The organism is Nocardia sp. NPDC058519, assembly GCF_042719755.1.
GTDB lineage: Bacteria > Actinomycetota > Actinomycetes > Mycobacteriales > Mycobacteriaceae > Nocardia.
Genome location: NZ_JBHXNK010000006.1, coordinates 214,326 through 240,435, shown reverse-complemented (window position 1 = coordinate 240,435; position 26,110 = coordinate 214,326). Strand labels below are relative to the sequence as shown.

Sequence of the window (26,110 nt, the reverse complement as noted above, 5' to 3'; positions counted from 1 at the left end):
TCAGCTGCTCCCGTACTATCGCGATCGAAGACACCGCCCGGGGAGATGAAGGAGGACGGTGTGGGATCTCGCCTACCGGCGACCATCCGTGACGCGGGGACGTGGCTGCGGCGATTCGCCGCGACGACACCAGGTGTGATCGGGGTGGTCCTCGTCGTGACGACGGTGGCCTGTCTGGTCGCCGGATCGACTGCGGGCCGACAGCTCGACGCCAAGATCGTGCGCACCGAACAGGTGCTGGATCGGACCGAGCCGCTGGCCTTCGCCGCGCAGAGTCTGTATGTGTCGCTCTCGGCGGCCGACGCGGGCGCGGCGACGGCCTTCCTGTCCGGCGGCATCGAATCACCGCAGGTACGAGACACTTACGAGCAGGCGCTCGCCGAAGCCGCCGCCGCGCTCGCGGAAGCGACCGCCGGTGCCACCGACGCGCAGACCAGGGCGATCGTTGCCCGGATCGCCGCCGACCTGCCGACCTACACGGGTTTGGTCGAGACCGCCCGCGCCAATAACCGTCAGGGCTTCCCGGTGGGGTCGGCGTATCTGCGCCAGGCCTCGGATCTGATGCAGACCTCGCTGCTGCCCAACGCCGAACAACTCAGCCAGGCCCGCTTCGCCGCCGTGCGTGAAGACCAGCAGCGCATCGGCACGCTGCCGTGGACGAGCATCGTGCTCCTGCTGCTCGTCCTGGCGGTGTGCGCGGTCGGGTCGATCGTGTTGCTGCGCCGGACCAACCGCCTGGTGAACACCGGTATGGCCATGGCCGGGCTGGCTGCCGTGGTTGCCCTGCTGTGGACCGCGGGCGCCACCTGGACGGCAGCGCAACTGCTTGACAGCGGCAGTTCCGGTGCCGGTGCGCGCGTGGAGAACCTGGCAGGGGCCCGCATCCTGGCCCAGCAGGCCCGCACCGACGAAACCCTGGCCCTGATCACCCGCGGCGACATCACCGCCACCGAGAGGGCCTTCCAAACCCACAGCGACGACCTGCGCGGGCGCCTCACCGCGGCCGGCGGCGGTGACTCCGATGCCGAACGCGCGCTGACGAACTGGAGCGCGGGCCACAACGCCCAGCGCACCGCCTACGAGAAGGCCGACTATCCCGGCGCGGTCACCCAGGCGATCGGCACCGGCCCCGACAGCTCGGCCACCAGCTTCGCCCGCCTCGACCAGGAACTGCGCGACGACCTCGCCCAGGCCCGTGACGACCTGCGCGACGGCGTCGCCGCCGCCGGAACATCGTTGACCCTGAGCCCCTTCGGCACCCTCATCCTGCTGCTGGCCGCGGCAGGCGCGGTGATCTCCGGCCTCTGGCCACGACTGAAGGAATTCTTGTGAGGCGTCCCCTGCTGGTCGCGCTCGCCGCGGCCCTCGCGCTGGTCGCGGGTTGCGCCGACGCACCCGAACCGTCGAGCATCGCCGCCACCGCGGTGGCCCCACCTTTGCCCGGTGCCGAAGCGATCACCTCGGCACCGGCCGCCGAAGGCACCGGAACCTGCGATACCGAAGCGACGCTCGCGCCGACGACCCAGCCGCGACCGGGTGCGATGCCGGTGGGATCGGCGATGGCCGCGATCGTCGCCAACGGCAGGCTGCGGGTGGGCGTCGATCAGAACACCTACATGTTCGGGTTCCGCAATCCCTCGACCGGCAGGCTCGAAGGGTTCGATATCGACCTCGCCAGGGAGATCGCGCGCGACCTGTTCGGTGACCCGGACAAGATCGAACTGCGTTCCGTCACCGCGGCCGACCGGATCCCGCTGCTGCAGGAGAAGAAGGTCGACATGATCGTGCGTACCTTCTCGGCGACCTGCGAACGCCGCCGTGAGGTCGACTTCTCCAGCGTGTATTACCGTGCGGCGCAACGCATCGCGGCTCCCCACGGCGCGGGAATCAGAAACGGGGCCGGGCTCGCGGGCAAGCGGGTGTGCGTGGCGAAGGGCACCACCGCGGCCGCACCGCTGTTCACCTTGCCGACGCCACCGACCGTGCTCGGCGTGACCAACTGGACCGACTGCCTGGTCGCCCTGCAGCAGGGCACCGTCGACGCGATCAGCGGTGACGAGCCGATCCTGGCGGGTCTGGTCGCCCAGGACCACAATCTCGAGATCGTGGGCGATCCGATCGGCGCGGGCGCGTACGCGGTCGGTGTGCCGCGCGGCAGTGACGAGCTGGTGCGTTTCGTCAACGGTGTGCTCGACCGCACCCGCAACGACGGCACCTGGCAGCGGATCTACTCCCAGCACCTGTCGACCCTCGGCGCCTCGCAAGGCCCGCCGGTGCCCAGGTACGTCGGATGACCTGGCCGATGCTCGGCGTGCTCGAGATCGATCGTGAACTGGCCGGGCGCACGGCGGAATTGGCGAAAGTGACCACGACGCTGCTGGAACTGGACCGCCACCCCGGCCTGGCACTGGTGCGCCGCTACCCGCCGACAGGGGAGACCGCACGCCGCTGGGCGCCGGTGGAGAAGGCGCTGGGCGAACTCTGGGAGGACCTGGGGCGGGTGCGCGCCATCCTCGCCGAAGCCGAGACAACGCGTGGCGGGCACGGCAAGGTCGACGACCGCTCACGCGGGCGGCTCACCGAGCTGCTGCGCGGCCGCCCGCACGAGGTGGCGAGGATCCCGATTCCGTTGGCGCAGCGTGGACTCACCGGTCCCAGCGAGACCATCGTGACGGTCGGCATCGCCGATTGCCTGGACCGCATGCGCGCCGCGTTCGCCTTCGTCGCCCCGTTCGCCGACGAGGTCGCGGCGGTCGACGGGCGGGTACTCGGCGCGCTCGCCCCGCTGCAACAGCGCGTCGAACAAGCCCGCGGCGCACTCGACGCGGCCACCGAACCACTGGCCACCCTCTTGCGTCGCGCGGGCACCGATCCGCTCGGCTTCGGACCCGGCGAGATCGACACCGCGCTCGCCTCACTCACCGCGCTGATCGACACCGAATCCGCCCGCCACAGTGAACATCTCGCCGTTGCCGCCGACCTCCCGGCCGCCGTCGCCGCCCTGCGCGCGCGGTTGGCCGATCTCGGCGAACTCCAGCATCGCGCCGACGACACCGCCACCCAGGCCGCGCACAAGGTGGCGACCGGCGAGCTGCCCGACGGCGGCGAACCGGCCACCAGGCTGCGCGCCGAACTCGACACCCTCGGCGATACGCCCGACCGCCCGACGGTGGAACACCTCCTCGCGCTGCGCATGCGCACCGGCGGCGCCACCGAAAAGGCCACGCAGCGAGACGAATTGGCGCGTGGACTGCTCGACCGGCGCGCCGAACTGCGCGGCAGGCTCACGGCCTACCGCGCCAAGGCTTCTCGGCTCGGCGTGAGCGAGGACCGTGATGTGCTCGCCGCCGACCGGATCGCGGCCGGTCTACTCACCCGCACACCGTGCGATCTGGCCGCGGTCACCCGGGCGGTCGCGGATTATCGTTCGATCATCGGGGAGAAAGCGGGGCGGACAGCATGACATGTAGTGAACCGGGGTGCGGCGGCACGATCGAGGACGGCTACTGCGCACTGTGCGGTACCGCGCCCGTCGCGACCGCACCACCGGTACCGCAGGCCCGTCCCGCGGGCAACGGCCGGTCGGGGCGCACCACAGCGCAACCGCGCAGCGGGAACGGTCAGGCGCCACCGCCGCCCGTGCCGGTGCCCGGCGCCTGTGCTGAGCCCGAGTGCGGCGGCACGATCGTCGACGGCTACTGCGACACCTGCGGGACCGCTCCGGCCACTGTGACGGGCCCGATGCACAGCCCGTCCGCTTCGACGGTCAGCGCGAGCGGCCGCACCTCGAGTCGTTCGGTCCGGACCCGTTCGGGCTCGGCACGTTCGGCCGCGCGCGGCAGGCTCGGCGCCGGACTCGTCGAAGTTCCGCCGGTCCCGCGGGTCGACCCGGCCACGGCCGTGCTCGTCGACCCCCAGGTGCCCGAATCCGACCGCTTCTGCGGCAAGTGCGACAAGCCCGTCGGCCGTGGCCAGGCCGGTGTTCCCGGTCGCACCTCCGGGTTCTGCCCACACTGTGGCACCCGCTACTCGTTTGTGCCACGTTTGCGTGCAGGCGATCTCGTCGGCGGCCAGTACGAGGTGGCGGGCGCTCTCGCGCACGGCGGTCTCGGCTGGATCTATCTGGCCACCGATCGCGCCGTCAACAAGCGCTGGGTGGTCCTCAAGGGCCTCATCGACACCGGCGACGCCGACGCGCTGGCCGCCGCGCTGGCCGAGCGCCGCTTCCTGGCCGAGGTCGACCACCCCAACATCGTCAAGATCCACAACTTCACCGAACACGCCGACGCCGACGGCGAGCCCGTCGGCTACATCGTCATGGCCTACGTCGGCGGCACCTCGCTCAAGCAGATCCTGCGCGCCCACCGCGCCGAAACCCAGCGCTATCTGCCGCCCGCGCAGGCGATCGCCTACGTGCTGGAGATGTTGCCCGCCCTCGGCTATCTGCACGCTCGTGGCTGGGCCTACTGCGATTTCAAGCCCGACAATGTGATGCAGACCGAGGAACGTCTCGAGCTGATCGACCTCGGCGCGGTCATCGCGATGGACGACCGCACCAGCCCCATCTACGGCACCCTCGGCTACCAGGCGCCCGAGATCGCCGAGACCGGGCCGACGGTCGCCACCGAGATCTACACCGCGGGCCGCACACTGGCCGTGTTGATGATGCGAGTGCCCTCCGTCGACGGCAAACTCGGCCCGATCCCCGGCCCCGACACCGAACCACTACTGGCCGAACACGATTCGCTGCACCGGTTCCTGCAGCGGTCCACCGACCCCGACCCACTGGCTCGTTTCGCCTCGACGAGCGAAATGGCCGACCAGCTCACCGGTGTCCTGCGCGAAGTGCTGGCGACCGGCGACGGCATCCCGCGCCCCGGCATGTCGAGCCAGTTCGGGCCCGCCCGTGCTGTCTTCGGCATCGACAGCGTCACACCCGAACCGGCCGCCCTCATCACCGGCCTGCCCGCCCCACTGGTCGACCCCGGCGACAGCGGCGCCGCCCTGCTCGCGACCACCGACGCCGCGACCCCGGCCGAGCTCGAGCAGGCCCTCACCGCCGGACTGCGCGCGGTGGTCACCGGATCCGGCGAGTCGGTCGAGATCCCGCTGCGACTGGTCCGCGCCGAGCTCGAAGCGGGCGACGCGGCTGCGGCACTGACCCGTCTGGCCGCCTTGGACGCCGAGCTCGAATTCGACTGGCGCCGCGTCTGGTATCGAGCCCAGGCCGCCCTGCTGACCAGTGACTATTCGGCTGCCGCAGCGGATTTCGAGTCCGTCTACGACGCGCTGCCGGGTGAACCCGCCCCGAAACTCGCCATGGCGGCCACACTGGAGCTCGCCGCCGAGGCCGCCCGCGCCGAGAACCTGGACACCGGGTCCTTCGAGCTCAGCCGCGCACTGGCGCTCTACGAAGTGGTCTGGCGCACCGACCACACCTTCCTGTCCGCCGCCTTCGGCGCCGCCCGGCTGCGCCGCACCAGTGGTGACCGCACGGGCGCGGTAGCGGTCCTCGACCAAGTCGATCGCACCTCCTCGATGTTCACCGAGGCCAGGGTCTCCGCCGTCGAAACCCTGCTGACGCACCGTGATCCGGCCGACCTCGACGAAGCGCTGCTGCGCCGGACCGGCGAGCGTGTCGACCAGCTGCGCCTGGACTCGCGCAAGCGCACCGCGCAGGTGCGCATGTTCGTCCTCGAGGCGGCACTGAACTGGATCCGGTCGGGACAGCGGCCGAGCACACCAGGCAAGCTGTTGGACGTGGAATTCACCGAACAGGGCGTGCGGACGGGATTGGAACGATGCTTGCGGACACTGGCGCGCGAGGCCGACGACATGTGGACCCGATTCGTCCTGGTGGACCAGGCGAACTCGGTGCGCCCGAGGACCACCCTGTGACGGCGCCGGGTTGTGCCGACTGCGCGGGCTCGGCACGGTCGGGACACCGCTTCTGCGAAGGCTGCGGCCGCGAACTCGGCGTGCGCAAAGTCGCTCTGCCCGTCCATGATCCGGTCGCGGTGCCGCAGTGCTCGACCTGCGGTGAACGCCGCTACGAGGGTGGCTACTGCGTCAAATGCGGCAGCCCGAAGCCCATCCCGGACCGCTTCGAGGAAGACCTCGGCGCGGTGTATGTCCTCACCGACCGCGGAATCAGTCACTCCCGCAACGAAGACGCGGTCGCGGCCGCGGTGCGCGAGGGCGACGGCATCCGGGTGATCGTGGTCAGCGACGGCGTGTCCACCTCCCAGGATCCGCAAGCGGCCTCCGGCAATGCCGCCCGCACCGGCGTCGATGCCGCCCTGGCCGCCCTGGCCGAGGGCCGGGCCGACTCCGACGCCGCGATGGCCGGTCTGGCAGCCGCGACCGCGGCGGTGCGCGGCATGTCACGCACCCCCGAATACGCGCCGTCGTGCACCTACGTCTCCGCGATCGTGCGCGAGACGAACCTCGGCACCGACATCACCGTCGCCAATGTCGGTGACAGCAGGGCCTTCTGGCTCGCCGCGGGCGATCCCACCGCCTCGCGCCGGCTCAGCGTCGACGATTCGTGGGCCCAGGCACTCGTCGACGCGGGCGCCCTCGACGAGACCGCCGCCATGAACGACCCGCGCGCCCACACCCTGCTGCGCTGGCTCGGCGCCGACGGTGGCGAAGCACCGTGGTCGGCGAACTGCCTGCAACGCATGCTCGCCACCGAACCGGGCACGTTGCTGCTGTGCAGCGACGGCCTGTGGAACTACCTGCCGGAGGCGGTCGCGCTCGCCGGTTTCACCGTCGAGACCTCGCCGCAGGCCGCCGCTCGCGCGCTCGCCGACTTCGCCCTGAACAGCGGGGGCAGCGACAACATCACGGTCGCACTGGCTCCGGTGCCCGTCGCCGGATCGCCCGAACCAGGAGTGTCATGAGTTCCCCTGAGACAGCCGGTATCTCGATCGCCGTCGACCAGAACGAATTCCTCGCCGAAGGCGCGAGCGTGGTGGACGCGGTGCTGACGGTGACCACCGGCCCCGAACTCGCCGCCGTCGCGGCACCGCCGCCGCGGCTCGAGATCCTGATCATCGACTGTTCCGGCTCGATGGGGAACAAGCGCAAATTCGAGAACGCGCGCAACGCCACCCGCACGGCCCTGGACGAGATCCCCGACGGCACCGCGTTCGCCATCATCGAGGGCACCGAAGCGGCCCGGATGATCTACCCGACCGACAACAGCATGTCCGCGCCCGCCGACCGCGCGCACCGGGGCTCGGCCCGTCGGGCCCTGGATCGGTTGCGTCCCGACGGCGGCACCGCGATGGGGTCGTGGCTGGCGCTGGCCCGCCAGGTCGCCGCCGCGCACCCCGGCGCGCAGGCCCACGCGATTCTGCTCACCGACGGCAAGAACGAACACGAGACGCCGCAGGAGCTCGCGACCGAACTCGACCGCGCCGAAGGGCTTTTCGTCTGCGACTGCCGCGGTGTGGGCGATGACTGGGTTGCCGAGGAACTGCGCAAGATCGCCTCGAAACTGTCCGGTGACGCGAATATCGTCGCCGATCCGAAGGACCTGGCCGCGGACTTCGCCGCGATGATGCGCTCGTCGGCCGCCCGCGTGATCCCGGAACTGACCCTGAAGGTCTGGACCCCCGCCGGTGCGCGGGTGCGGATGGTCAAGCAGGTCTCGCCGGTGCTCGAGGATCTGACCGGGCGCCGGACCGACGCAGGCGCGCAGGTGGGGGAGTACCCGCTGTCGTCGTGGGCGGCCGAGGAACGCGAGTACCACGTGCAGATCGAACTGGAACCCGCCGCACCGGGCCGGGAGAAGCTGGCCGCGCGGTTGAGCGTGCTGGCCGGTGCCGAGATTCTCGGCCAGGGCCTCGTGCGCGCCGTCTGGACCACCGATTCGACCCTGTCGACCCGCATCAGCACCCGCGTCGCCCACTACACCGGCCAGGTCGAACTGGCCCAGGCCGTCCAGGAGGGTTTGGCGGCGCGCCGCAACGGCGACGTCACGACCGCGACCGCGAAACTGCGGCGCGCGGTGGAACTGGCCGCCGCCTCCGGGCACGAATCCACCGCCAAACTGCTGCGCGGTGTGGTCGAAGTCGAGCACGACGGCACCGTGAAGCTGCGCGGCCAGGTCGCCGCGGCCGACGAACTGGCCCTCGACATCCGCTCCACCAAGACCGCGCGGGTGCGGCCGGAGGGCGGCTGATATGCCGATGTGCGCGGACGGACACCAGTCGCTGTCGACCGATTACTGCGATGTGTGCGGATCGGCACTCGGCGGTGCGCCCGCGCCCGATCCGGCGGACCTGCGCCTGTGCCCCCACTGCCACGCGCCGACCAGCGGCCGCTTCTGCGAAGGATGCGGCCACGACTCGGCCCTGCCGCCACCGGCCGCCACCCCGCGAGCCGGTGACCGACCGGCATCGGCTGACCCGACGCGGGCGAGTATGCGGCCCGAGTCGGCCGACCCGTCATGGGCGAGTGCGCGACCCGACCATCAGGGTGGATTCGACGCCACGCTGATCGCGACCGGCGCGGCCCCGGACAGTGGCCGGTCCAGGCTGTGGGTCGCCCGGATCTTCGCCGACCGCGAGTTCTACGCGCGCGTCCAAGCCCGCAAGGGGCCCGATGCCGAACGTGTCGAATTCCCGGACTTCTATCCGGAACGCCGAATCATTTTGCGTGGCAACCAGTTCCTGATCGGAAAACGATCGGCCTCGCAAGGAATCGTGCCCGAGATCGACCTCGGCATCGCCCCCGCGGATATCGGTGTCTCCCGCGCGCATGCGATGATCCAGGTCGATCGGGGCGGCGCGCTCACCCTCACCGACCTCGGTTCCACCAACGGGACCAGCCTGGACGGCGCCGAAACACCGATCACTCCGCAGCAGGCGGTCGCCGTGGGCGAAGGCAGCCGGATCCACGTCGGCGGCTGGACCACCATCGCGATCACCGCGGAACCGTAGACGCAGCTGTTCACCAAACGTAGGGTCGGGACCATGACGAAGTTCGACGGGAAGACCTGCCTGATCACCGGTGCCGCCAGTGGCCTCGGCCGCGCCACGGCGTTCGCGGCCGCCGCCAAAGGGGCGTCTCTCGTCCTGACCGACATCACCGCCGACGCGCTCGCCACCACCGCCGAGGAACTGCGCGCGACCGGCGCGACGGTGCATCTCGCGCACGCCGCCGACGTCAGCGACCATTCCGCGGTCGTCGGCCTCGCCGCCCACACCTTCGAGGCCGTCGGCCACGTCGACATCGTCATGAACGTGGCGGGCATCGCCACCTGGGGCACCGTCGACAAGCTCACCCCCCAGCAGTGGCGCCGCACCGTCGACATCAACCTGATGGGCCCGATCCACGTCATCGAGGAGTTCGTGCGCCCGATGATCAGCGCGGGTCGCGGCGGTCACCTGGTGAACGTGTCCTCGGCGGCGGGCATCTTCGGCCTACCGTGGCACGCCCCCTACAGCGCCACCAAGTTCGGCCTGCGCGGCGTCTCCGAGGTGCTGCGATTCGACCTGCGCCGCCACAAGATCGGCGTCAGCCTGGTCTGCCCCGGCGCGATGGCCACTCCGATGGCCGACAGCATCGACATCGCGGGCGTCGACCGTGACAATGCCGCACTGCAGAAGGCGATCCGCCTGTTCATGCGCCACGCCGTCACCCCCGACCAGGCCGCCACGGCGGTGATCAAGGGTGTCGAGCGCAATCGCTACTGGGTGTACACCTCCCGCGACATCCAGTTCGCCCACTGGGGCCAGCGCTACTTCCCGTACGGCTACACCCTGGCCATGCGCGGCCTGAACAACGCGATGACCAACTACGCCGACAAGAACGCCCTGGTCCGCTGAGCGAGATCGCTCGGGCCTAGGTATGGACCTCGTCTATGCGGGCCGAGGAGCGCTCATTGGGTTGTTCGACATCGCGGCCTGGCGCCGCACCGTCGCCAGGCTCCTCGCGCCCGGCGGGCGGGTCTACATCTTCGAGGGACACCCCAATCGAAAATCATCATGGCCCTGATCAACGCGGGGCCGCGCATCGAGAGGTTACCGAGCATCGCGATGAGTACTGCAATGCCCTGGATCCCCGAAGAGCAGAAATCGAAGATCCCGCGCACTTTTTCGCTGCTGGCATCGCGACCGCTCTGAAGTAGCCATGGTCGGCTAGACGAGGTCACTCGGGTCGGTATTGGCCCCGCACAGGATCACGCACACTCGTTCGCCGGGCTCGGGCCGATAGGCCGGGCCCGAACCGGTGTCGAGCAGTGCCGCCAGCGCGGTGGCCGCGCCGTTCTCGACGGCGATGCGATGGGAGGCCCACAACTGCTGCCTGGCGGCGCGGATCGCCTCGTCGGGCACCAGCAGCGATCGCACACTCGGATGCTGGGCCGCGGCCAAGGCCATCGCCGACACGTTCGGCGCGCCGAGAGAGTCGGCGGCGATCGAGTCGACGGTGACATCCACCGGGTGACCGGCTTCGAGCGCGGCATTCAGCGATCGACTGCCCTGGGGCTCGACGGCCACTGTGCGAATCCCGAAATGCTGTGCGGCGACAGCTGTTCCCGTGAACAACCCGCCGCCACCGACGGCGACGAGCACCGTATCCAGATCGGGTATCCGCGCCTGGATCTCGCGCATCAGCGTGCCCGCGCCCGCCGCGATGAGCGGATGGTCGTAGGCATGGGCGGCCAGTGCACCACTGGTCTCGGCGAACTCCCGGCACGCGGCCAGCGCCTGTTTGTACTCCGGACCGATCAGTCGCACCTGCGCGCCGTAGTCACGAAGTCGACCGATTTTGACCGGGGGAGCGGTCTCGGGCAGAAACACCGTCGCGGGCACCCCCGCCTCGCGGGCCGCCCACGCGCACGCCAACCCCGCGTTGCCACCCGAGGCGATCGTCACACCCGCCGTCGGCAACGTCCCGGCAGCGGCGTGCGCGCGCACGAAATTCTGCGCGCCACGCGCCTTGAAAGTGCCGGTGAACTGCAAGAACTCCAGCGCGAACCAGAGCGGATCCGGGCCGGGTTCCGCGGGTGCGACGGTGATCGGGCGAACCAGCCCGTCGATGCGCGCGGCAGCGGCTTCGATGTCAGCGAAAGTCGGGGTCACGCCCTCGACTATGCCATCGGATCGGCGTCGCTGAACCGCCTGTTGACCGGGCGAATTATTACGACGGGTTTACGCCGGGGGGAGTCTGGGTACATAACAGATCGGTAACAAGCTCGAAGGCGGGTAGTCGTGTCGGTCTGGGGACGCGAAACCCCCCAGTGCACCGGCACACGCCCGGCGTGTCAGCAAAGGATGTGCACAGTGAGCGCGAACCTGATGATCGTGGACGACGATGTCCAGATGCGCGGCGACCTGCGTCGCGCGATGGAAGACGAAGGGTATGCCGTGGCCGAGGCAGGCGTACCCTCCGACGCCCTCGATCGGCTGCGAAACGACGGGCCACCCGATCTGATGATCGTCGACCTGATGCGCGGCGAGGCCGACGGCTTCGACTGCATCAGGGAGATCCGTCGTGACCACGACGTGCCGATCATCGTGATCAGCACCCGTTACGACACCCACGACGTGGTCGCGGCCCTGGAGGCGGGGGCCGACGACTTCGTGAGCAAGCCGTTCGAAATCAAGGAGATCACTGCCCGGATGCGCGCGCTCCGCCGTCGCGCCCGCATCACCGCCGACCGCGACACGACCCCCGAGGCCGTGCTCGACGCCGATCCGCACGCTCCGCTGGTGCTCGCGGCCGACGCGGGCGCGGTGCGCCGCGGTGCCGAGGAGATCCACCTCACGGTCACCGAATTCCGGTTGCTGTGTGAATTGGCGGAAACCCCTGGGCGGGTGCTGAGCCGATCCGTGCTGCTCGAAAGAGTGTGGGATCAGGGCTTTTTCGGTGACGAGCGCATCGTCGACGTCCACGTGCGGCGCCTGCGTACCAAGATCGAACGCGACCCGTCCGACCCGCGCATCGTGGTTACCGTGCGTGGTCTCGGGTATCGCCTCGACGTGCAGTCGCAGTAAACGATTCGTCATACAACCGCAAAGAGCTCGACACAAAGACCGCAAAGTCGGCTGGGCACGTTAGATATATGACAACGTCCACCATGTCCATCGAGCCGGCCGCCAGTGCGGCGGGCCCTGGTTCGGAAACGAGATTGCGTCATCCGCGGCTGGGCGACGGTGCTCAGCTGTGGCGGATCGCTCGCGATTCGCAGGTACTCGACGTCAATTCCAGCTACGCGTACCTGCTGTGGTGTCGCGATTTCAGTGCGACCTCGCTCGTCGCCGAAAGTGACGGTCAGCCCGTCGGGTTCGTCATCGGATATGTGCGTCCGGAAGCTCCGGACACGCTGTTCGTGTGGCAGATCGCCGTCGACGCGCAATGCCGTGGCCGCGGCCTGGCCGGCGCCATCCTGCACGCATTGCTCGATTCGGTAGCACAAGCGGGCATCACCACTTTGGAAACCACGATCTCACCCGGAAACACCGCCTCACATGCGCTGTTCTCCGCGGTGGCCCGGGAACGCGGTGCCGATTTGCGCACCGAGGACCTGTTCGAAGAAAACGATTTCCCCGATTCACACGAGGCAGAGCTGCTGTATGTGATTTCACCGGCTCAGCGCCAGGAGGAACGACGATGATCACGACCACCGACACCAGCATTTTCGAGGCTATGGAATCGAATGTGCGCGGATACTGCCGTGACTGGCCGGCCATCTTCAGCACCGCCGAAGGCGCCTGGTTGCGCGATGAGCAAGGCCGCGAATACCTCGACTTCTTCGCGGGTGCAGGCGCGTTGAACTATGGGCACAACAACCCGATTCTGAAAAAGGCGCTGCTGGAATACATCGGCAGCAATGGCATCACCCACGGTCTCGATATGTCGACCGTGGCCAAACGCGAACTGCTCGAAACCATCCGCGACAATCTGCTCTCGCCGCGTGGGCTCGACTACAAGGTGCAGTTCCCCGGCCCGACCGGCGCGAACGCCGTCGAGGCCGCGCTCAAGCTGGCCCGCAAGGTCACCGGGCGCAAGACCATCCTGAGCTTCACCAACGCCTTCCACGGCATGACCCTCGGCGCGCTGTCGGTCACCGGTAACGCCGCCAAGCGGGCCGGTGCCGGTGTGCCGCTCGAGCACTCCACCCCGATGCCCTACGACGGCTACTTCGACAACACCATCGAGGACTTCGGCTGGATGCAGCGCGTCCTCGACGACAGCTCCTCGGGTTTCGATCGCCCCGCCGCGGTGATCGTGGAGACCGTGCAGGGTGAGGGCGGGGTCAACCTGGCCCGCGCCGAATGGCTGCGTCACCTGGCCGGACTGTGTGCCGCGCGCGACATCCTGCTGATCGTCGACGATGTGCAGATGGGCTGCGGGCGTACCGGCCCGTTCTTCTCCTTCGAGATCGCCGGTATCACCCCCGACATCGTGACGCTGTCCAAGTCAATCGGCGGCTACGGCCTGCCGATGGCGCTGGTGCTGCTCAAGCCCGAGCACGACCAGTGGGCGCCCGGTGAGCACAACGGCACCTTCCGCGGCAACAACCCCGCCTTCGTCACCGCGACCGCCGCCCTGCGCGAGTACTGGTCCGACGACAAGCTCGCCCAGCGCACCGCCGAGAACGGCGCCTACGTGGGCCGCACGCTGAGCGCGGTCGCGCAGCGACATGCCGGGGTGTCCACCCGTGGCCGCGGCATGGTGCACGGCATCGTCTTCGACGACCCGTCGCAGGCGGGCAAGGTGTGCCGCACCGCCTTCGAACAGGGTCTGCTGGTGGAGACCTCGGGTTCGATGGACGAGGTCGTGAAACTGCTGCCGCCGTTGACGCTGGGCAGCGACGAACTCGATCAGGGCCTGTCGGTACTGGTCTCCTCGATCGACACCGTCTGTGGTGGTGCCGCATGATCGTGCGCACCACAGCGGAGATCACCGACACCGAACGCGATGTGGCAGGGCCGGGCTGGCGCAGCAAGCGCATCGTGCTCGGCGGCGACAAGGTCGGTTTCTCCTTCCACGAGACGACAATCGAGGCGGGCACCGTCCACAAGTTCCACTACCAGAATCACGTGGAGGCGGTGTGGTTGGTCGAGGGCGAGGGCAGTTTGCTCGATCTCGACAACGAGACCACCTACGAGCTGGGCCCGGGCTCGATGTACCTGCTCGACGGCCACGAACGTCATCAGGTGACCGCCCGCACCCAGCTGCGGATGCTCTGTGTTTTCAATCCGCCGGTTACCGGCCGCGAGGTACACGATGAGAACGGGGTGTATCCGCTGATTATCGAGGAGGATGCCGCCAGTGTCTGACCAGCTCGACCGCTACCCGACCCGGTTGTCCGAACCTGCCCCGCATATCGAACGCACCGATCCGACGGCGTGGGGCCCGGTCACCTCACCGGAGCTGGCCGGCTTCGACGCGAACGGCTTCGCGACGATCCCCGACCTGCTCAGCCCCGACGAGGTGGCCGCGTTCGGCGCCGAGGTCGGCCACCTCGCGGCCGACCCGCTGCTCTACGGGGACGAACGGGTGATCGTGGAACCCGTTGCGGGGCAGGTGCGTTCGGTGTTCCAGGTGCATCGGCTCAGCAAGCCGATCGCGGAGCTGATCGCCGAGTCGCGGATCGCCGGGCTCGCCGAGCAGATCCTCGGTTCGCCGGTGTACCTGCATCAGTCCCGGGTGAACTACATGCCCGGTTTCGGTGGGAGCGGTTTCGGCTGGCATTCCGATTTCGAGACCTGGCACGCCGAGGACGGCATGCCGACCCCGCGCGCGGTGAGTCTGTCGATCGCGTTGACCGACAACTACCCGTTCAACGGCAGCCTGATGTTGATGCCCGGTTCACACCGCACCTTCGTGCCGTGCCTGGGCGAAACGCCGAGCGGTCACTATCGCGAGTCGTTGCGCGAGCAGCGAATCGGGATTCCGACCGCCGACGACATCACGTTCCTCGCCGCGCGCTACGGCATCACCCAGTTCACCGGGCGGGCCGGCTCGGCGCTGCTGTTCGACTCCAACATGATGCACGGCTCGTCGAACAACATCACCCCGTTTCCGCGCTCGAACATCTTCCTGGTGTTCAACAGCGTGGAGAACACGCTGACGGAGCCCTTCGCGGCACCTCAGCGCCGCCCGCAACACATCGCCGCCCGCGACTTCACCCCACTGCGTGAAGTCGCATCGGAACCGGTTGCCGTACTGGCGGATCAGGTGCCCTAGGGCTGTTCGGACAATGCGGACAGGGAGGCCGCCGCCCGCGGATCGTCGTGGGCGGCGGCCTTCCACCATTGTTCGGCGGCGGCGCGCTCGCCTTGTTGCAGGAGCAGGGTGCCCAGGTCGAAGGCGGCCCCGCTGTGGCCTGCCTCTGCGGCCTGGGTCCACAGGGCGCGGGCCGAATCGTGTTCGCCGCGTGCGTGCATGGCGGTCCCGAGATCGTGGAGGGCGCCGCCGACACCTTGGCCGGCGGGTCGCGGGGGAGTCGGTGGGTCGGCGGGTGCGCTGGAGAGGTCCGGCGGGGGATCGGATTTCGCGGCGGGGGCTTCGGGTTCGGTGGAAACCACCGGGGGAGCCGGTTCTGCGGGGCCCGTGCTGAGTTCGACGACGAGTTCGTTGAAATCGGGGGTACCGGGCCCGGTGCTGCACCACAGCGTGGACGCCCCGTCGGGGAGCAGGTCGACGACCATGCCGTAGTTGCCCGTCCAGGACTGGTGGGTGCCAGACTCGGCCACCCAGACGGGTGTGAGCGTGAACAGCGCGTCGGGCGCGTCCGCTGTCACCGAGATGTCGATGCCTTCGGCGAGTGCGTCGGACCAGATGTCGACGCCCGCCAGCGATTTCCCGTTCAGATTCACGTGCCCGTCATGGACGGAGAGCCCCAGGCCGAGGCCCGTCACATCCTCGGGCGCCATCACCGACAGCGCGCGCAGACGTACCGCCGTCGTCCCGGCGGGCAGCGCCTCGGTGTACATCGGATACACCGCCGCGCCACACCATTCGATCGGATCGGCGCCCTGGTAGCGCTGATCGAGCGGCACCGGTTCGCCAGGGCGTTGCGCGCCGGGATCATTCATCGGTGGCACCCACACTTTCCGCTGTCGAACCCCCTCGCGGCGCCAGACGGTCCGCGGTTGCGCGCTACACCGTACTCGCCTCTACGCGCAGCCGTGGCTGATTCTCGGCTACATCGCCGCCGATTGCAACAGTGCCCCGGCGACCACTGGTGACCGGGTCCGGAACTGTGTGTCCGGATGTCGGGCAATGGGATTCGCCGGGGCGTAACCCGACTGATCGGGCGTGGGTGTCAGACGGCGACCGACTCGCCGATCTCCTCCTCGACCGCGGCAGGCGCGATCGGCTTCGGCGCGTGGCGTGCCTCGTGCCGACCCGCCACCACGACGAGCACCACACCGACCGCCAGCCAGGCGAACAGGCCGAACAGGCGGGCACCGAACCCGGCGCCACCGTCGAAGTAGAGCAGGTCGCGCAGGCCTTCGACGAAGTCGGCGCCGTTCCAGAACGAGTGCAGCGCACCGAAGAAGCCGTTCTGGAGTTCGGGCCCGTAGACGCCGCCGGAGGTGGTGAAGTTCAGCATCACGAACAGGGTGATCAGCGCCAGCGTGGTCCAGCGCTTCAGGAACGTGTGCAGGCCGATGCCGATCAGGATGATGCCAGAGGCGTAGAGCCAGGCAATGCCGAGCACGCTCGCCGAGTCGCTGTCGATCACACCGAATACCGGACCCGCCACGAGAACTCCGATGAGGCTCACGACCAGCGCCGTCACCACGCCGACCGCGGCGCGCACCCGCATCCGCAACATCGCGCCCGCGGCGCCGATCACGGCGACACTGCCGTAGGCGCCGACGCTCAGCGCGACCAGCAGGAAGAAGATGCCCTGACCTGTCGGATCACCACCGGCCTTGGTCGTCACGTCGGTGACCACCAGCGGCACGCCCTGATGATCGGACACCGACCGGAACGCCACCTCCGCGGCCATCGCGCTGGTATCGGAGCTCGCTGTGGCGACGAGGAGTTCGGGCTTCACGGCGTCGGGCACGTAGGCGCCGATGAGCTCGCGGTGCTGGAGCGCGCTGACGGCCGCTTCGCGGTCGGGCATGGTGACCATGTCGAGGCCGGCGCCGCCCTTGTCCTTCATCGTCTGCGCCAGCACCATCGTCTGCGGGGAGTCACCGACGACAGCGAGTGCCAGATTGTTCGGCTCGGGCTGATGGAACGCGCCCAGGTAGGCGAAGGCCATCCCGAGGCACATCAGCAGCCGCGTCAGCAGATGTCCGGCGAGGTGCCGGAACTGTGTGCGAGTCATCGAGGGGAATCTCCGAACAGTTGGTAAATGCAACTAAATATGGTTGTAGGATACAACCATGAACGCGCGGGACACAAGAACCCAGGCTGTCGACACCATCCAGCGGGAACTCACCGCCTTCGCCCGGCGTGCCCGCGGCCGGGCCGCCGAACTGCACCCCGAGCTGAGCCTGGTCGCCTACAGCATTCTCGACCTGATCCTCGAGCGCGACGGTTGCCTGGCCACCGACCTGGCCGAACAGTTCCTGCTCGACAAATCGACCGTCAGCAGGCAGGTCGCCGCGCTCGAGCAGCTCGGCTACCTCGAACGTGCCGTCGACCCCGGCAACCGGCGCAATCACGTCCTGCACGCCACCCCCGCGGGCCGAACGGTCGCCCGCGAGGCCGAACGTCGCCGCCGCGAGGCCTTCCAGGCGCGTTTCGCCGACTGGACCGACGAGGATGTCGCGGCCATGGCCGGTTACCTGACCCGCTACAACCGCGGCGACTGACCAGCCCGGCATTCGGCGCGGGCGGTCTCCCGGTGGGCATCCACCTGGCTATTGCCCGCGTCACTCCCGCCGACGGGCGGTGCCCCGGCGACGCGCGCGAGTCGGTATAGTCGCCGCGGATGAGTAGTGACACCACCCACCCCGTGCAAGAGAATTCCCCACGCCCGATCAATCGAGCATGGTGGCTGGTGCCGGTGTTGCTCACCATTGTTTCGGTCGTCTGTGTCAGGACGCCGCTGTGGCCCTTCGAGCGCTATTCCGACGGGTTCATCGATCTCCAGGTCTACCGCCTCGGCATCGAGGCGATGCGCGACGGCGCCGACATGTACGGCCAGCTGCCCAAGACCACGATCGGTATCGGCCTGCCCTTCATCTACCCGCCGTTCGCGGCCATCGCGCTCGCGCCGTTCGCGCTGCTGCCGTGGGGCACGGCGAAGATCCTCTACGTCGTGGTGTCGATCGCCGCCGTCGCCTGGACGCTGTATCTGGTCGCCCGCCGCTACCACCCGGATCGCAAGCAGGCCGCCCTGCTGGTGACCGCCTGCGCGCTCCCGCTGGCGATGCTGCTGGAACCGGTCCGCTCGACCATCGACTTCGGTCAGGTCAATCTCCTGCTGATGGTGCTGGTCGCTACCGATTGCCTGCTCCCGAAAACCCGCTACCCGCGCGGCATGCTGATCGGCCTGGCCGCCGCCATCAAGCTCACGCCCGCCGCCTTCGTTCTCTACTTCCTGGTCCGCAAGGACTACAAGGCCGCCGCGACCGCCGCGGGCACCGGGGCGATCGCCACCATCGCGTCCTTCGCGTTCCTGCCCACCGAATCCACCCGCTACTGGTTCGGTGGCCTCGGCAATGTCTCGGGCCTGAGCGGCTCGGCGTTCCATACCAATCAGTCGATCCAGGCCGTCATGGCCCGCCTCCACATCACCGGCCTGCCCTTCGACGCCCTGTGGCTCGTGCTGGGCGCCCTGCTGCTGGTCCTCGTCGTCGCCGCGATGCGCAAGGCCGCCGACGCCCCCGCGATGGCGTTGTCCCTCAACGCGGTCTTCACGCTGCTGCTCTCGCCGATCTCGTGGTCGCACCACTGGGTCTGGATCGCGCCCGCGTTGCTGGCGATGGTCTGCCATGCCCGCACCCTGCCCGTCAGCAGCGCCCGAGGCTGGTATGCCACGGCCGTCGGCGTCGCCGCCGTCTTCGTGATCGCACCGCACAGTTTCCTGCCCGACGGTGAGCACCGCGAGACCTCGTGGACGTGGGATCAGCACATCATCGGCGACACCTATGTCTGGCTGGCTGTCGGGCTCGTTGTGCTGTTCCTCGTCACCGGACGCAGGCAGGCGCGGACCGTGGCGGCGCCGACGGTGGTCGAGGAGCCCGCGCGCGTCGCCTAGGGTGACGACTGATCGTCACTCGAATCCGGCGGCGTCATCCCGGGTCGAGTGGTGACCGACGGCCGCTGGGAGCAGGGTCGTGATTCCCTCTGGGTTGGCGATCTCGGCCAGCTGACGAAGGTTCGAGTCCAGTTCCGACTGGATCGCGTGACGAAGCACGACGGCATCGGCATCTCGTAACGCCGTGCCGTGCAGACCGGTTCGCAGCGTGGCGCGGGATACCTCACGCAGGTACTCGAGTTCCACCGTGAAGGTGACAGCGATACCGGCCACCGCACTGCACGTCATCGTCCAGCTTCGGGCCGGGTGGTATTCGGTGACGACCAGACGCACGTCGTGGAGCATGTGGAACAGCTGGATCTGCGCGGCGAGTTCGTCACCGGCATCGACTCGATCTGCTGCCGGGCCGGTCCAGGCGTGGAGTTCCGACAGCCAGGACGCGATCTCCTGCGGCTGGGACACGACATCCCACAGCCTTTCCGGCGAAACAGGCAGGGAGACCGCACCGCTGACGAGCACGTAGTCCACGCCGGCGGAGGGTGTGGGGTCAGGCGTGATCAGCTGATCGGTCCGTCGCCTGCGATTGCTCCGCTGGGCCATGATCCCCCACTTCATCGCCGACACGGCGTGCGGTGATCGCACGTCGACCTCGTCCCGGACGGCGTGCCAGAGACGCTAGCCGATCGGCGCGAAATGTCCATCCGGACAGCGGATCTCGCGAGGAAGACCATTTCGGCGCCGCGTTCTTAGTGGAAAGTCACCATCGCCCCACGTGAGGTTCACGCGGGGCGATGATTGTGAATGTGCTGTGTCAGGCGGTGACAGAGGCTTTGCGCTGGAGTTCCAGGGCGATGTCGATGAGCTGGTCTTCCTGGCCGCCGACGAGTTTGCGTTTACCCGCGCGGACGAGCATCTGGGCGGCGGAGACGCCGTAGCGTTCGGCTTGGCGTTCGGCGTGCTTGAGGAAGCTGGAGTACACGCCCGCGTAGCCCATCATCAGGGACTGGCGGTCGAGGAGGCATTCCTGGGGCATGGCCGGGCGGACGACGTCTTCGGCGGCGTCGGCGATGGCGAAGAAGTCGACACCGGTGGTGATGCCGAGTTTGTCGGCGACACCGACGAACGCCTCGACCGGGGTGTTACCCGCGCCCGCACCGAAACGGCGGGTGGAGCCGTCGATCTGGGTGGCACCCGCGCGGACGGCGTAGACGGAGTTCGCGACGGCCAGGCCGAGGTTCTCGTGGCCGTGGAATCCGACTTGGGCGTCGGTGCCGAGTTCGGCGACGACAGCGGCGACGCGGTCGGAGACCTGTTCCAGGACAAGGGCGCCGGCGGAGTCGACGATGTAGACGCACTGGCAGCCTGCGTCGGCCATGATCCGGGCCTGCTTGGCCAGTACTTCGGGGGGTTGGGTGTGCGACATCATCAAGAACCCCACGGTTTCCAGGCCGAGGTCGCGGGCGAAGCCGAAGTGCTGGATGGAGACGTCGGCTTCGGTGCAGTGGGTCGCGATCCGGCAGATGGAGGCGCCGTTGTCCTGGGAGATCTTGATGTCTTCTTTGACGCCGACGCCGGGCAGCATGAGGAACGCGATCTTGGCGTTCTTGGCTGTCTGGGCGGCGATCGTGATGAGTTCCTGTTCGGGGGTTTTGGAGAACCCGTAGTTGAACGAGGAACCACCGAGTCCGTCACCGTGGGTGACCTCGATGACGGGGACACCGGCACCGTCGAGGGCGGCGACGATATCGCGGACCTCTGTGGCGGTGAATTGGTGGCGTTTGTGGTGGGAGCCGTCACGCAGGGAGGTGTCGGTGATCCGGATGTCGAGTTCGGCAGAGAATGGCATGGTCGAGTCTCCTTACGCCCGGCTCGTCTGCGGCGGCCGCAGGGCCAGGATCTGTTCGGCCACGACCTCACCGACGCGGGTCGCGGCGGCGGTCATGATGTCGAGGTTGCCCGCGTAGGGCGGCAAGAAGTCGCCTGCGCCTTCGACCTCGACGAACACCGACACCTTCGCCAGCCCACCGGAAACGACAGAGGGCTCGTCGAACTGGGGTTCGTTGAGGAGTCGGTAGCCGGGCACATACTGCTGGATGTCGGCGACCATCTGATGGATCGAGGTGGTGATCGCGTCGTGGTCGGCGTCGTCAGGAATGGCGCAGAAGATGGTGTCGCGCATGATCATCGGCGGTTCGGCCGGGTTCAGGATGATGATCGCCTTGCCGCGCTGAGCACCACCGATGGTTTCCACACCACGGCTGGTGGTCTTGGTGAACTCGTCGATATTCGCCCGCGTACCCGGGCCTGCGGAATTCGATGAAACCGAGGCAACGATCTCGGCGTAGGGGACCGGGACGACGCGGGAGACGGCGGCGACGATCGGGATCGTTGCCTGTCCACCGCAGGTGATCATGTTGACGTTCGGCGCTTCCAGCAGTGAGGCCAGGTTCACCGGCGGCACGACGGCCGGACCCACGGCGGCGGGGGTGAGGTCGATGGCGCGGATGCCGAGTTCGGCGTATCGGGGTGCGGCGGCGCGGTGGACGTAGGCCGAGGTGGCTTCGAAGACCATGTCGGGTTTGGTGTCCTGGGCCAGCAGCCAGTCGACGCCTTCGGCGGAGGTTTCCAGGCCGAGCCCGCGGGCGCGTTTGAGCCCCTCGCTGTCGGGGTCGATGCCGATCATCCAGCGGGGTTCGATGGCTTCCGAGCGCAGGAGTTTGTAGAGCAGGTCGGTGCTGATATTGCCGGATCCGACGATCGCGGCGGTGACGGTACCGTTGGACACGGTTGTCCTCCTCGAGGAATGCGGCCGGGCAGGCCGACAGGGTGGGGTCGGCTCAGGCGAACGACAGACGGACGGAGCCGAGTCCGGTGAAGTCGGCGAGGAAATCGTCGCCGGGTCGAGCGTCGATGGCGCGGGTGCAGGAACCGGGCAACACGATGTCACCGGCTTTGAGCCGCACCCCGAAGGTCGCGACCTTGCGGGCCAGCCAGGCCACCGCGATCACCGGATCGCCGAGGACCGCGTCGCTGCGGCCTTCGGCGATGACTTCACCGTTGCGGGTGAGCACGGCGTCGATCGCGGTGATGTCGATGTCACCGGGAGCGACGCGTTCCTTGCCGAGGACGAACCCCGCCGAGGAGGCGTTGTCGGAGATGGTGTCGGCCAAGCCGATCTTCCAGTCGGTGATCCGGGAGTCGATCAACTCGATCGACGGCGCGTAGGCGACGGTCGCGGCGAGCACGTCGGCTTCGGTGCAGTCCTCACCGGGCAGATCGGCGCCAAGGATGAACCCGACCTCGACCTCCACCCGGGGCAGCAGGAACTTCGAGGTCTGAACGGGGACGTCTTCGAAGACCTCCATGTCGGCGAGCAGGTGACCGTAGTCGGGCTCATCGACACCCATCATCTGCTGCATCGCCAATGACGACAGCCCCACCTTGTGCCCGACGACCTTCCCGCCGTCATCCAGCCTGCGCCGGATATTGAGCAGCTGGACCTCGTAAGCGTCCACTACATCGATGTCCGGATACCGGTCGACAATGGGGGACACGGCCACCCGATCCAGCTCCGCCCGCGCCAGTTCGGCGGCGAGTTCGGCGCGCACGCTGGTTGTCAGCATCCTGGCTCCCTCTTCTCTTCTGGTGATTCCACCCCATGCTCGTCGTCGAGACCGTGCACAGCGACGGGCCCTCCCGCTGGATGGACAGGTAATTGCGAGGGCCGCCCGGGGATCGTCGCGCACGCGGCCACCAGCACGACGGTCATCACCACGATGGTAGCGAACACGAGATGCACTGCGGCCGAAAGTGATTGCGGCGAAGGCACATCCACCTCACCGAGGCGCGCGTTGACAACCGCACCGAACGCGGCGACCCCCACCGCGCTGCCGAGCGAACGCGCGAACAGATTCGCCGAGGTGACGACGCCGCGTTCGGTCCACCGCGCGCTCGTCTGCGCCGCGATGAGCGTGGGTGTGGCCACCAGCCCCATGCCCGCGCCGACCACGAAACACGAGGCCGCGACCTGCCACAGCGCCGACGTCTCATCGAGCGACAGCGTCGTCGCCGCGCCGATCGCCGCGACGGTACTGCCGAGCACGGCACAGGTGCGAAACCCGAAGCGCAGATACACCTTCCCGGCCTGAGCGGCCGCCAACGGCCAGCCGAGAGTGAGGGCGCCGGTGACGAGCCCCGCGACCAGAGCACTCGTACCGAGTACGCCCTGATTGAACATCGGCACATACGTCGTGAACCCGAACAGCAGCGCCCCGCCCAGCATCGCGGCGACACAGCTCGCGATCACCACCCGCCGGGTGAACACCCACAGCGGCAGAATCGGGTGCGTAGCACGTGATTCGACGACAGCGAACAGCACGAGCGACAGCGCGGCGCACCCGAAGACCGAGAAGCCGACCGGCGACCCCCACGCCCAGGCGTGACCGCCCTCGAGCAGCCCGAGCACCAGCGCCCCCGTACCGAGCGTCAGCAGAACCGCACCCGCGTAGTCGACCCTGCGGTGACGCCGGGGCACGGACTCGTGGAAATTGCGGACCAGCATCCACGCGGCGAGCGCGGCCAGCGGCAGGTTGACCAGGAAGATCCACCGCCAGCCCAGGTAATCGGCACAGATGCCACCGAGCAGCGGGCCCGTCACCGACGCCATCGCCCACACCCCGGCCAGATACCCCTGGACAGTGGCACGTTCGGCCAGCGTGTACAGATCACCCGCGATGACCATGGTCGTCGGCTGAATCGCACCGGCACCGATGCCCTGGACGGCGCGGAACACGATCAACGCGAGCATGCTGCTCGCCAGCCCACACAGCAGCGAGCCGACCGCGAACACCGCGATGCCGAACAGCATCACCGGCTTGCGACCGAACATGTCGGCGAGCGCGCCGTAGATCGGCACGGTGATCGCCTGGGCGAGCAGATAGATCGTGAACAGCCACGGGAACAGCGTGAAATCGCCGAGACTGTCGGTGATCGACAGCACCGCGGTCGCCAGGATCGTCGAATCGAGCGCGACGAGTCCGGTGGCGAGCATCAGCGAGGCGAGCACCGGCCCACGGTCCGAGCCGAATCCGACCTCGGATCGCGCGGTATCGGTTGCCACAGCACACCTTTCGCCTCAGAAGCGGATACGGACCTGATCGGACCGCGGACGAGCCTGGCAGGCCAGGGCGTAACCGGCGTCGATGTCGTCCTGATCGAGGATCGCGGCGTTGGTCATGGTGACCTCACCGTCGACGACGGTGCACGCACACGAACCGCATTCGCCTTCACGGCAGGAATAGGGGACATCGAGTCCGTCGGCGAGCATCACGTCGACGAGGGTGCGCGAGCGCGGCCAGCTCAGCGCGTGCACCGCACCGTCGAGCTCCACCTCCACGTGCGCGGCGTCCTCGGTGTCGGCGGGGTCGAGTGGCTCGGGCTCGGTGAAGGGATCTCCGGACAGCGACACGAACACCTCGGTGGTGACGCGCTCGCGCGGCCACCCGGCCCCGGACAGCGCCTCGGTCACCGCAGACATGAACGGGCCCGGCCCACACACGAACGACTCGAAGGCCGAAAACGGCGCGGCGAACTCGGCCAGCTGTGCGGTGGTGGGTAGGCCTTGGAGCGATTCGAGCCAGTGCGCCACGGTAATTCGACCCGGATACCGCGCGAGCAGGTCGCGCAGGGCATCGGCGAAGATGACCGATTCCTGCTCGCGATTGGCGTAGAACAGGACCACCCGGCCCGTACCGTGCGCGAGGGCGGACCGCAGAATCGACATCACCGGCGTGATGCCGCTACCGGCGGCCCACAACAGCAGATCGGTGTCGAGGGAGGTCGGGGTGAAGCTTCCTTGCGGCGGCAGCACGTCGAGCATGTCGCCGACGGAGACGTTGTCGCACAACCAATTCGAGCCGTAGCCGCCGGCCGTGCGCTTCACCGTGACCTGCGGCGGATCGCCCGTGAACGGCGAACTCGCCAGCGAGTAGCATCGCGCCACCGGCGCGGTCCGCTCGCTCGGGATACGCACGGTGAGGAACTGGCCCGGCCGGTAGGCGAAACGGTCGGCGACCGCGTCGGGCACATCGAACACCAGCGAGCGCGCGTCCGCGGTCTCCTCGATCACCGCGGACACGCGCAGCGTCACCACCCGCGAGCCACGCGGAACGTCGACAGTCGCCCTCGTCACTGGTGTCCTCCTCGATCACAGAACCGGCGTTGCGGAGCAACCGTCGCAGGCTCGCGGGCGTCGCGGACCCCATGGCTCCCGGTGGCCGGGAGATCGCCGCGCACTGCCCGCTGACCGGGAAGACCAGGGCGGATGCGCCGGGCGCGAACCCTAGCGTCGGGCCCGTGGACACCAGATTCTCCGGGGGCACCCGATGAACCGCATGCAGAACACCGTCGCGCTGGTGACCGGCGCGGCCGGGGGAATGGGCCGCGCCCATTGCCGTCGGCTGGCCGAGGAAGGCGCCGACATCATCGCACTCGACATCGAAGCAGCCGCGGCCGAATTGGCCGAGACGGCAAAGGAAGTGGAGACAACGGGGCGCCTGTGCGTCACCGGCGTCGCCGACGTGCGCGACCAAGCGTCCCTGGACGCCGCGGTCGCTGATGGCGTCGCCGCACTGGGCCGCCTCGATGTGATCGTGGCCAACGCCGGCATCTACAGCGACCTCGGCCTGTCCTGGGAACTGTCGGACCAGGCCTGGCAGCGCACCATCGACATCAACCTCACCGGCATGTGGCACACCGTGCGCGCGGCCGTTCCGGCGCTGAGCGACGGCGGCTCGGTCGTGATCGTGAGCTCCACCAGCGGCATCGTCGGCGGGGCGGCCGCCCCGCCCTACTAGCCCGGCCAGCACCCCGTGTTCGGGGAGGGCCGCCCCCAGGCCAACGAGCTCGGCGCGCGCGGGA

Annotated in this window: 24 protein-coding genes and 1 pseudogene; 16 read left to right on the top strand and 9 right to left on the bottom strand. The window is 68.6% G+C overall.

Annotation, left to right across the window (positions count from 1 at the left end; translation table 11 throughout):
* Positions 1-60 precede the first annotated feature (60 nt).
* From ACFWPK_RS10175 to ACFWPK_RS10140, 8 genes are read left to right on the top strand one after another with little or no spacing between them, the layout of a single operon-like run.
* Complete coding sequence (locus ACFWPK_RS10175) at positions 61-1,332, top strand: hypothetical protein (RefSeq protein ID WP_378914274.1); 1,272 nt, start codon at positions 61-63, stop codon at positions 1,330-1,332.
* The gene (locus ACFWPK_RS10170) at positions 1,323-2,294 is read left to right on the top strand and encodes a glutamate ABC transporter substrate-binding protein (RefSeq protein ID WP_378914328.1); all 972 of its coding nucleotides are present in this window, start codon (positions 1,323-1,325) and stop codon (positions 2,292-2,294) included. Before ACFWPK_RS10175 ends, ACFWPK_RS10170 begins: the two co-directional genes overlap by 10 nt.
* Positions 2,291-3,463 (top strand): hypothetical protein, encoded by a 1,173-nt coding sequence (locus ACFWPK_RS10165; RefSeq protein WP_378914273.1) that lies wholly within the window; start codon positions 2,291-2,293, stop codon positions 3,461-3,463. Before ACFWPK_RS10170 ends, ACFWPK_RS10165 begins: the two co-directional genes overlap by 4 nt.
* Positions 3,460-5,898 carry a tetratricopeptide repeat protein gene (locus tag ACFWPK_RS10160; protein ID WP_378914272.1) on the top strand — a complete coding sequence of 813 codons (2,439 nt, stop codon included), beginning with the start codon at positions 3,460-3,462 and terminating at the stop codon, positions 5,896-5,898. The genes ACFWPK_RS10165 and ACFWPK_RS10160 overlap by 4 nt, the downstream gene beginning before the upstream one ends.
* The gene (locus ACFWPK_RS10155; RefSeq protein ID WP_378914271.1) at positions 5,895-6,905 is read left to right on the top strand and encodes a PP2C family protein-serine/threonine phosphatase; all 1,011 of its coding nucleotides are present in this window, start codon (positions 5,895-5,897) and stop codon (positions 6,903-6,905) included. The genes ACFWPK_RS10160 and ACFWPK_RS10155 overlap by 4 nt, the downstream gene beginning before the upstream one ends.
* Positions 6,902-8,191, top strand: a complete 1,290-nt coding sequence (locus ACFWPK_RS10150) for a VWA domain-containing protein (RefSeq protein ID WP_378914270.1) — start codon at positions 6,902-6,904, stop codon at positions 8,189-8,191. Before ACFWPK_RS10155 ends, ACFWPK_RS10150 begins: the two co-directional genes overlap by 4 nt.
* Position 8,192: 1 nt before the next feature.
* Positions 8,193-8,951, top strand: a complete 759-nt coding sequence (locus ACFWPK_RS10145; protein WP_378914269.1) for an FHA domain-containing protein — start codon at positions 8,193-8,195, stop codon at positions 8,949-8,951.
* Between the two features lie 33 nt (positions 8,952-8,984).
* Complete coding sequence (locus ACFWPK_RS10140; RefSeq protein WP_378914268.1) at positions 8,985-9,839, top strand: SDR family oxidoreductase; 855 nt, start codon at positions 8,985-8,987, stop codon at positions 9,837-9,839.
* Positions 9,840-10,151: 312 nt separating this feature from the next.
* Here ACFWPK_RS10140 and ACFWPK_RS10135 read toward each other — a convergent pair whose 3' ends face one another.
* A complete protein-coding gene (locus ACFWPK_RS10135; RefSeq protein WP_378914267.1) occupies positions 10,152-11,096 on the bottom strand; it encodes a threonine/serine dehydratase in 945 nt (314 codons plus the stop codon).
* Positions 11,097-11,297: 201 nt separating this feature from the next.
* On the opposite strand from ACFWPK_RS10135, the gene ACFWPK_RS10130 reads away from it, so the two are divergent.
* From ACFWPK_RS10130 to thpD, 5 genes are all read left to right on the top strand, one after another.
* On the top strand, positions 11,298-12,011 hold the full coding sequence (locus ACFWPK_RS10130) for a response regulator transcription factor (protein WP_378914266.1): 714 nt from the start codon (positions 11,298-11,300) through the stop codon (positions 12,009-12,011).
* 68 nt (positions 12,012-12,079) lie between these two features.
* A complete protein-coding gene (gene ectA / locus ACFWPK_RS10125) occupies positions 12,080-12,631 on the top strand; it encodes a diaminobutyrate acetyltransferase (RefSeq protein WP_378914265.1) in 552 nt (183 codons plus the stop codon).
* Positions 12,631-13,899 (top strand): diaminobutyrate--2-oxoglutarate transaminase, encoded by a 1,269-nt coding sequence (gene ectB / locus ACFWPK_RS10120; RefSeq protein ID WP_378914327.1) that lies wholly within the window; start codon positions 12,631-12,633, stop codon positions 13,897-13,899. Before ectA ends, ectB begins: the two co-directional genes overlap by 1 nt.
* Positions 13,896-14,300, top strand: coding sequence for an ectoine synthase (locus ACFWPK_RS10115; protein ID WP_378914264.1), 405 nt, complete (start codon positions 13,896-13,898; stop codon positions 14,298-14,300). Before ectB ends, ACFWPK_RS10115 begins: the two co-directional genes overlap by 4 nt.
* Positions 14,284-15,210 carry an ectoine hydroxylase gene (gene thpD, locus ACFWPK_RS10110; RefSeq protein ID WP_378914263.1) on the top strand — a complete coding sequence of 309 codons (927 nt, stop codon included), beginning with the start codon at positions 14,284-14,286 and terminating at the stop codon, positions 15,208-15,210. The genes ACFWPK_RS10115 and thpD overlap by 17 nt, the downstream gene beginning before the upstream one ends.
* Here the strand turns inward: thpD and ACFWPK_RS10105 are convergent.
* Positions 15,207-16,061 (bottom strand): type IV pilus biogenesis/stability protein PilW, encoded by an 855-nt coding sequence (locus tag ACFWPK_RS10105; protein WP_378914262.1) that lies wholly within the window; start codon positions 16,059-16,061, stop codon positions 15,207-15,209. The genes thpD and ACFWPK_RS10105 overlap by 4 nt on opposite strands.
* Before the next feature lie 230 nt (positions 16,062-16,291).
* Positions 16,292-17,311: a hypothetical protein gene (locus tag ACFWPK_RS10100; protein WP_378914261.1), complete on the bottom strand. Its 1,020-nt coding sequence runs from the start codon at positions 17,309-17,311 to the stop codon at positions 16,292-16,294.
* Between the two features lie 58 nt (positions 17,312-17,369).
* Between ACFWPK_RS10100 and ACFWPK_RS10095 the strand changes: the two genes are divergently transcribed.
* Positions 17,370-17,801 (top strand): MarR family winged helix-turn-helix transcriptional regulator, encoded by a 432-nt coding sequence (locus ACFWPK_RS10095; RefSeq protein WP_378914260.1) that lies wholly within the window; start codon positions 17,370-17,372, stop codon positions 17,799-17,801.
* A gap of 119 nt (positions 17,802-17,920) precedes the next feature.
* Positions 17,921-19,192 (top strand): glycosyltransferase 87 family protein, encoded by a 1,272-nt coding sequence (locus ACFWPK_RS10090; RefSeq protein ID WP_378914259.1) that lies wholly within the window; start codon positions 17,921-17,923, stop codon positions 19,190-19,192.
* Between the two features lie 15 nt (positions 19,193-19,207).
* Here the strand turns inward: ACFWPK_RS10090 and ACFWPK_RS10085 are convergent, their stop codons facing one another.
* From ACFWPK_RS10085 to ACFWPK_RS10060, 6 genes are all read right to left on the bottom strand, one after another.
* The gene (locus tag ACFWPK_RS10085) at positions 19,208-19,834 is read right to left on the bottom strand and encodes an SRPBCC family protein (RefSeq protein ID WP_378914258.1); all 627 of its coding nucleotides are present in this window, start codon (positions 19,832-19,834) and stop codon (positions 19,208-19,210) included.
* Positions 19,835-20,003: 169 nt separating this feature from the next.
* On the bottom strand, positions 20,004-21,038 hold the full coding sequence (gene dmpG, locus ACFWPK_RS10080; RefSeq protein WP_378914257.1) for a 4-hydroxy-2-oxovalerate aldolase: 1,035 nt from the start codon (positions 21,036-21,038) through the stop codon (positions 20,004-20,006).
* Between the two features lie 12 nt (positions 21,039-21,050).
* A complete protein-coding gene (locus tag ACFWPK_RS10075; RefSeq protein WP_378914256.1) occupies positions 21,051-21,977 on the bottom strand; it encodes an acetaldehyde dehydrogenase (acetylating) in 927 nt (308 codons plus the stop codon).
* 52 nt (positions 21,978-22,029) lie between these two features.
* The gene (locus ACFWPK_RS10070; RefSeq protein WP_378914255.1) at positions 22,030-22,815 is read right to left on the bottom strand and encodes a 2-keto-4-pentenoate hydratase; all 786 of its coding nucleotides are present in this window, start codon (positions 22,813-22,815) and stop codon (positions 22,030-22,032) included.
* Entirely contained in the window at positions 22,809-24,311 is a 1,503-nt protein-coding gene (locus tag ACFWPK_RS10065; protein WP_378914254.1) for an MDR family MFS transporter, read from the bottom strand. Before ACFWPK_RS10065 ends, ACFWPK_RS10070 begins: the two co-directional genes overlap by 7 nt.
* A 15-nt stretch (positions 24,312-24,326) precedes the next feature.
* Positions 24,327-25,382, bottom strand: a complete 1,056-nt coding sequence (locus ACFWPK_RS10060; RefSeq protein WP_378914253.1) for a 2Fe-2S iron-sulfur cluster-binding protein — start codon at positions 25,380-25,382, stop codon at positions 24,327-24,329.
* A gap of 193 nt (positions 25,383-25,575) precedes the next feature.
* On the opposite strand from ACFWPK_RS10060, the pseudogene ACFWPK_RS10055 reads away from it, so the two are divergent.
* Positions 25,576-26,031: pseudogene (locus ACFWPK_RS10055) on the top strand (SDR family NAD(P)-dependent oxidoreductase); the annotation flags it as partial.
* Positions 26,032-26,110: the final 79 nt, after the last annotated feature.

Coding starts and splice junctions, on each gene's coding strand:
- ACFWPK_RS10115 (WP_378914264.1), top strand. CDS start 13,896: ATGATCGTGCGCACCACAGCGGAGATCACCGACACCGAACGCGATGTG.
- ACFWPK_RS10090 (WP_378914259.1), top strand. CDS start 17,921: ATGAGTAGTGACACCACCCACCCCGTGCAAGAGAATTCCCCACGCCCG.
- ACFWPK_RS10095 (WP_378914260.1), top strand. CDS start 17,370: ATGAACGCGCGGGACACAAGAACCCAGGCTGTCGACACCATCCAGCGG.
- ACFWPK_RS10160 (WP_378914272.1), top strand. CDS start 3,460: ATGACATGTAGTGAACCGGGGTGCGGCGGCACGATCGAGGACGGCTAC.
- ACFWPK_RS10070 (WP_378914255.1), bottom strand. CDS start 22,815: ATGCTGACAACCAGCGTGCGCGCCGAACTCGCCGCCGAACTGGCGCGG.
- dmpG (WP_378914257.1), bottom strand. CDS start 21,038: ATGCCATTCTCTGCCGAACTCGACATCCGGATCACCGACACCTCCCTG.
- ACFWPK_RS10100 (WP_378914261.1), bottom strand. CDS start 17,311: ATGACTCGCACACAGTTCCGGCACCTCGCCGGACATCTGCTGACGCGG.
- ectA (WP_378914265.1), top strand. CDS start 12,080: ATGACAACGTCCACCATGTCCATCGAGCCGGCCGCCAGTGCGGCGGGC.
- thpD (WP_378914263.1), top strand. CDS start 14,284: ATGCCGCCAGTGTCTGACCAGCTCGACCGCTACCCGACCCGGTTGTCC.
- ACFWPK_RS10105 (WP_378914262.1), bottom strand. CDS start 16,061: ATGAATGATCCCGGCGCGCAACGCCCTGGCGAACCGGTGCCGCTCGAT.
- ACFWPK_RS10145 (WP_378914269.1), top strand. CDS start 8,193: ATGCCGATGTGCGCGGACGGACACCAGTCGCTGTCGACCGATTACTGC.
- ACFWPK_RS10150 (WP_378914270.1), top strand. CDS start 6,902: ATGAGTTCCCCTGAGACAGCCGGTATCTCGATCGCCGTCGACCAGAAC.
- ACFWPK_RS10140 (WP_378914268.1), top strand. CDS start 8,985: ATGACGAAGTTCGACGGGAAGACCTGCCTGATCACCGGTGCCGCCAGT.
- ACFWPK_RS10165 (WP_378914273.1), top strand. CDS start 2,291: ATGACCTGGCCGATGCTCGGCGTGCTCGAGATCGATCGTGAACTGGCC.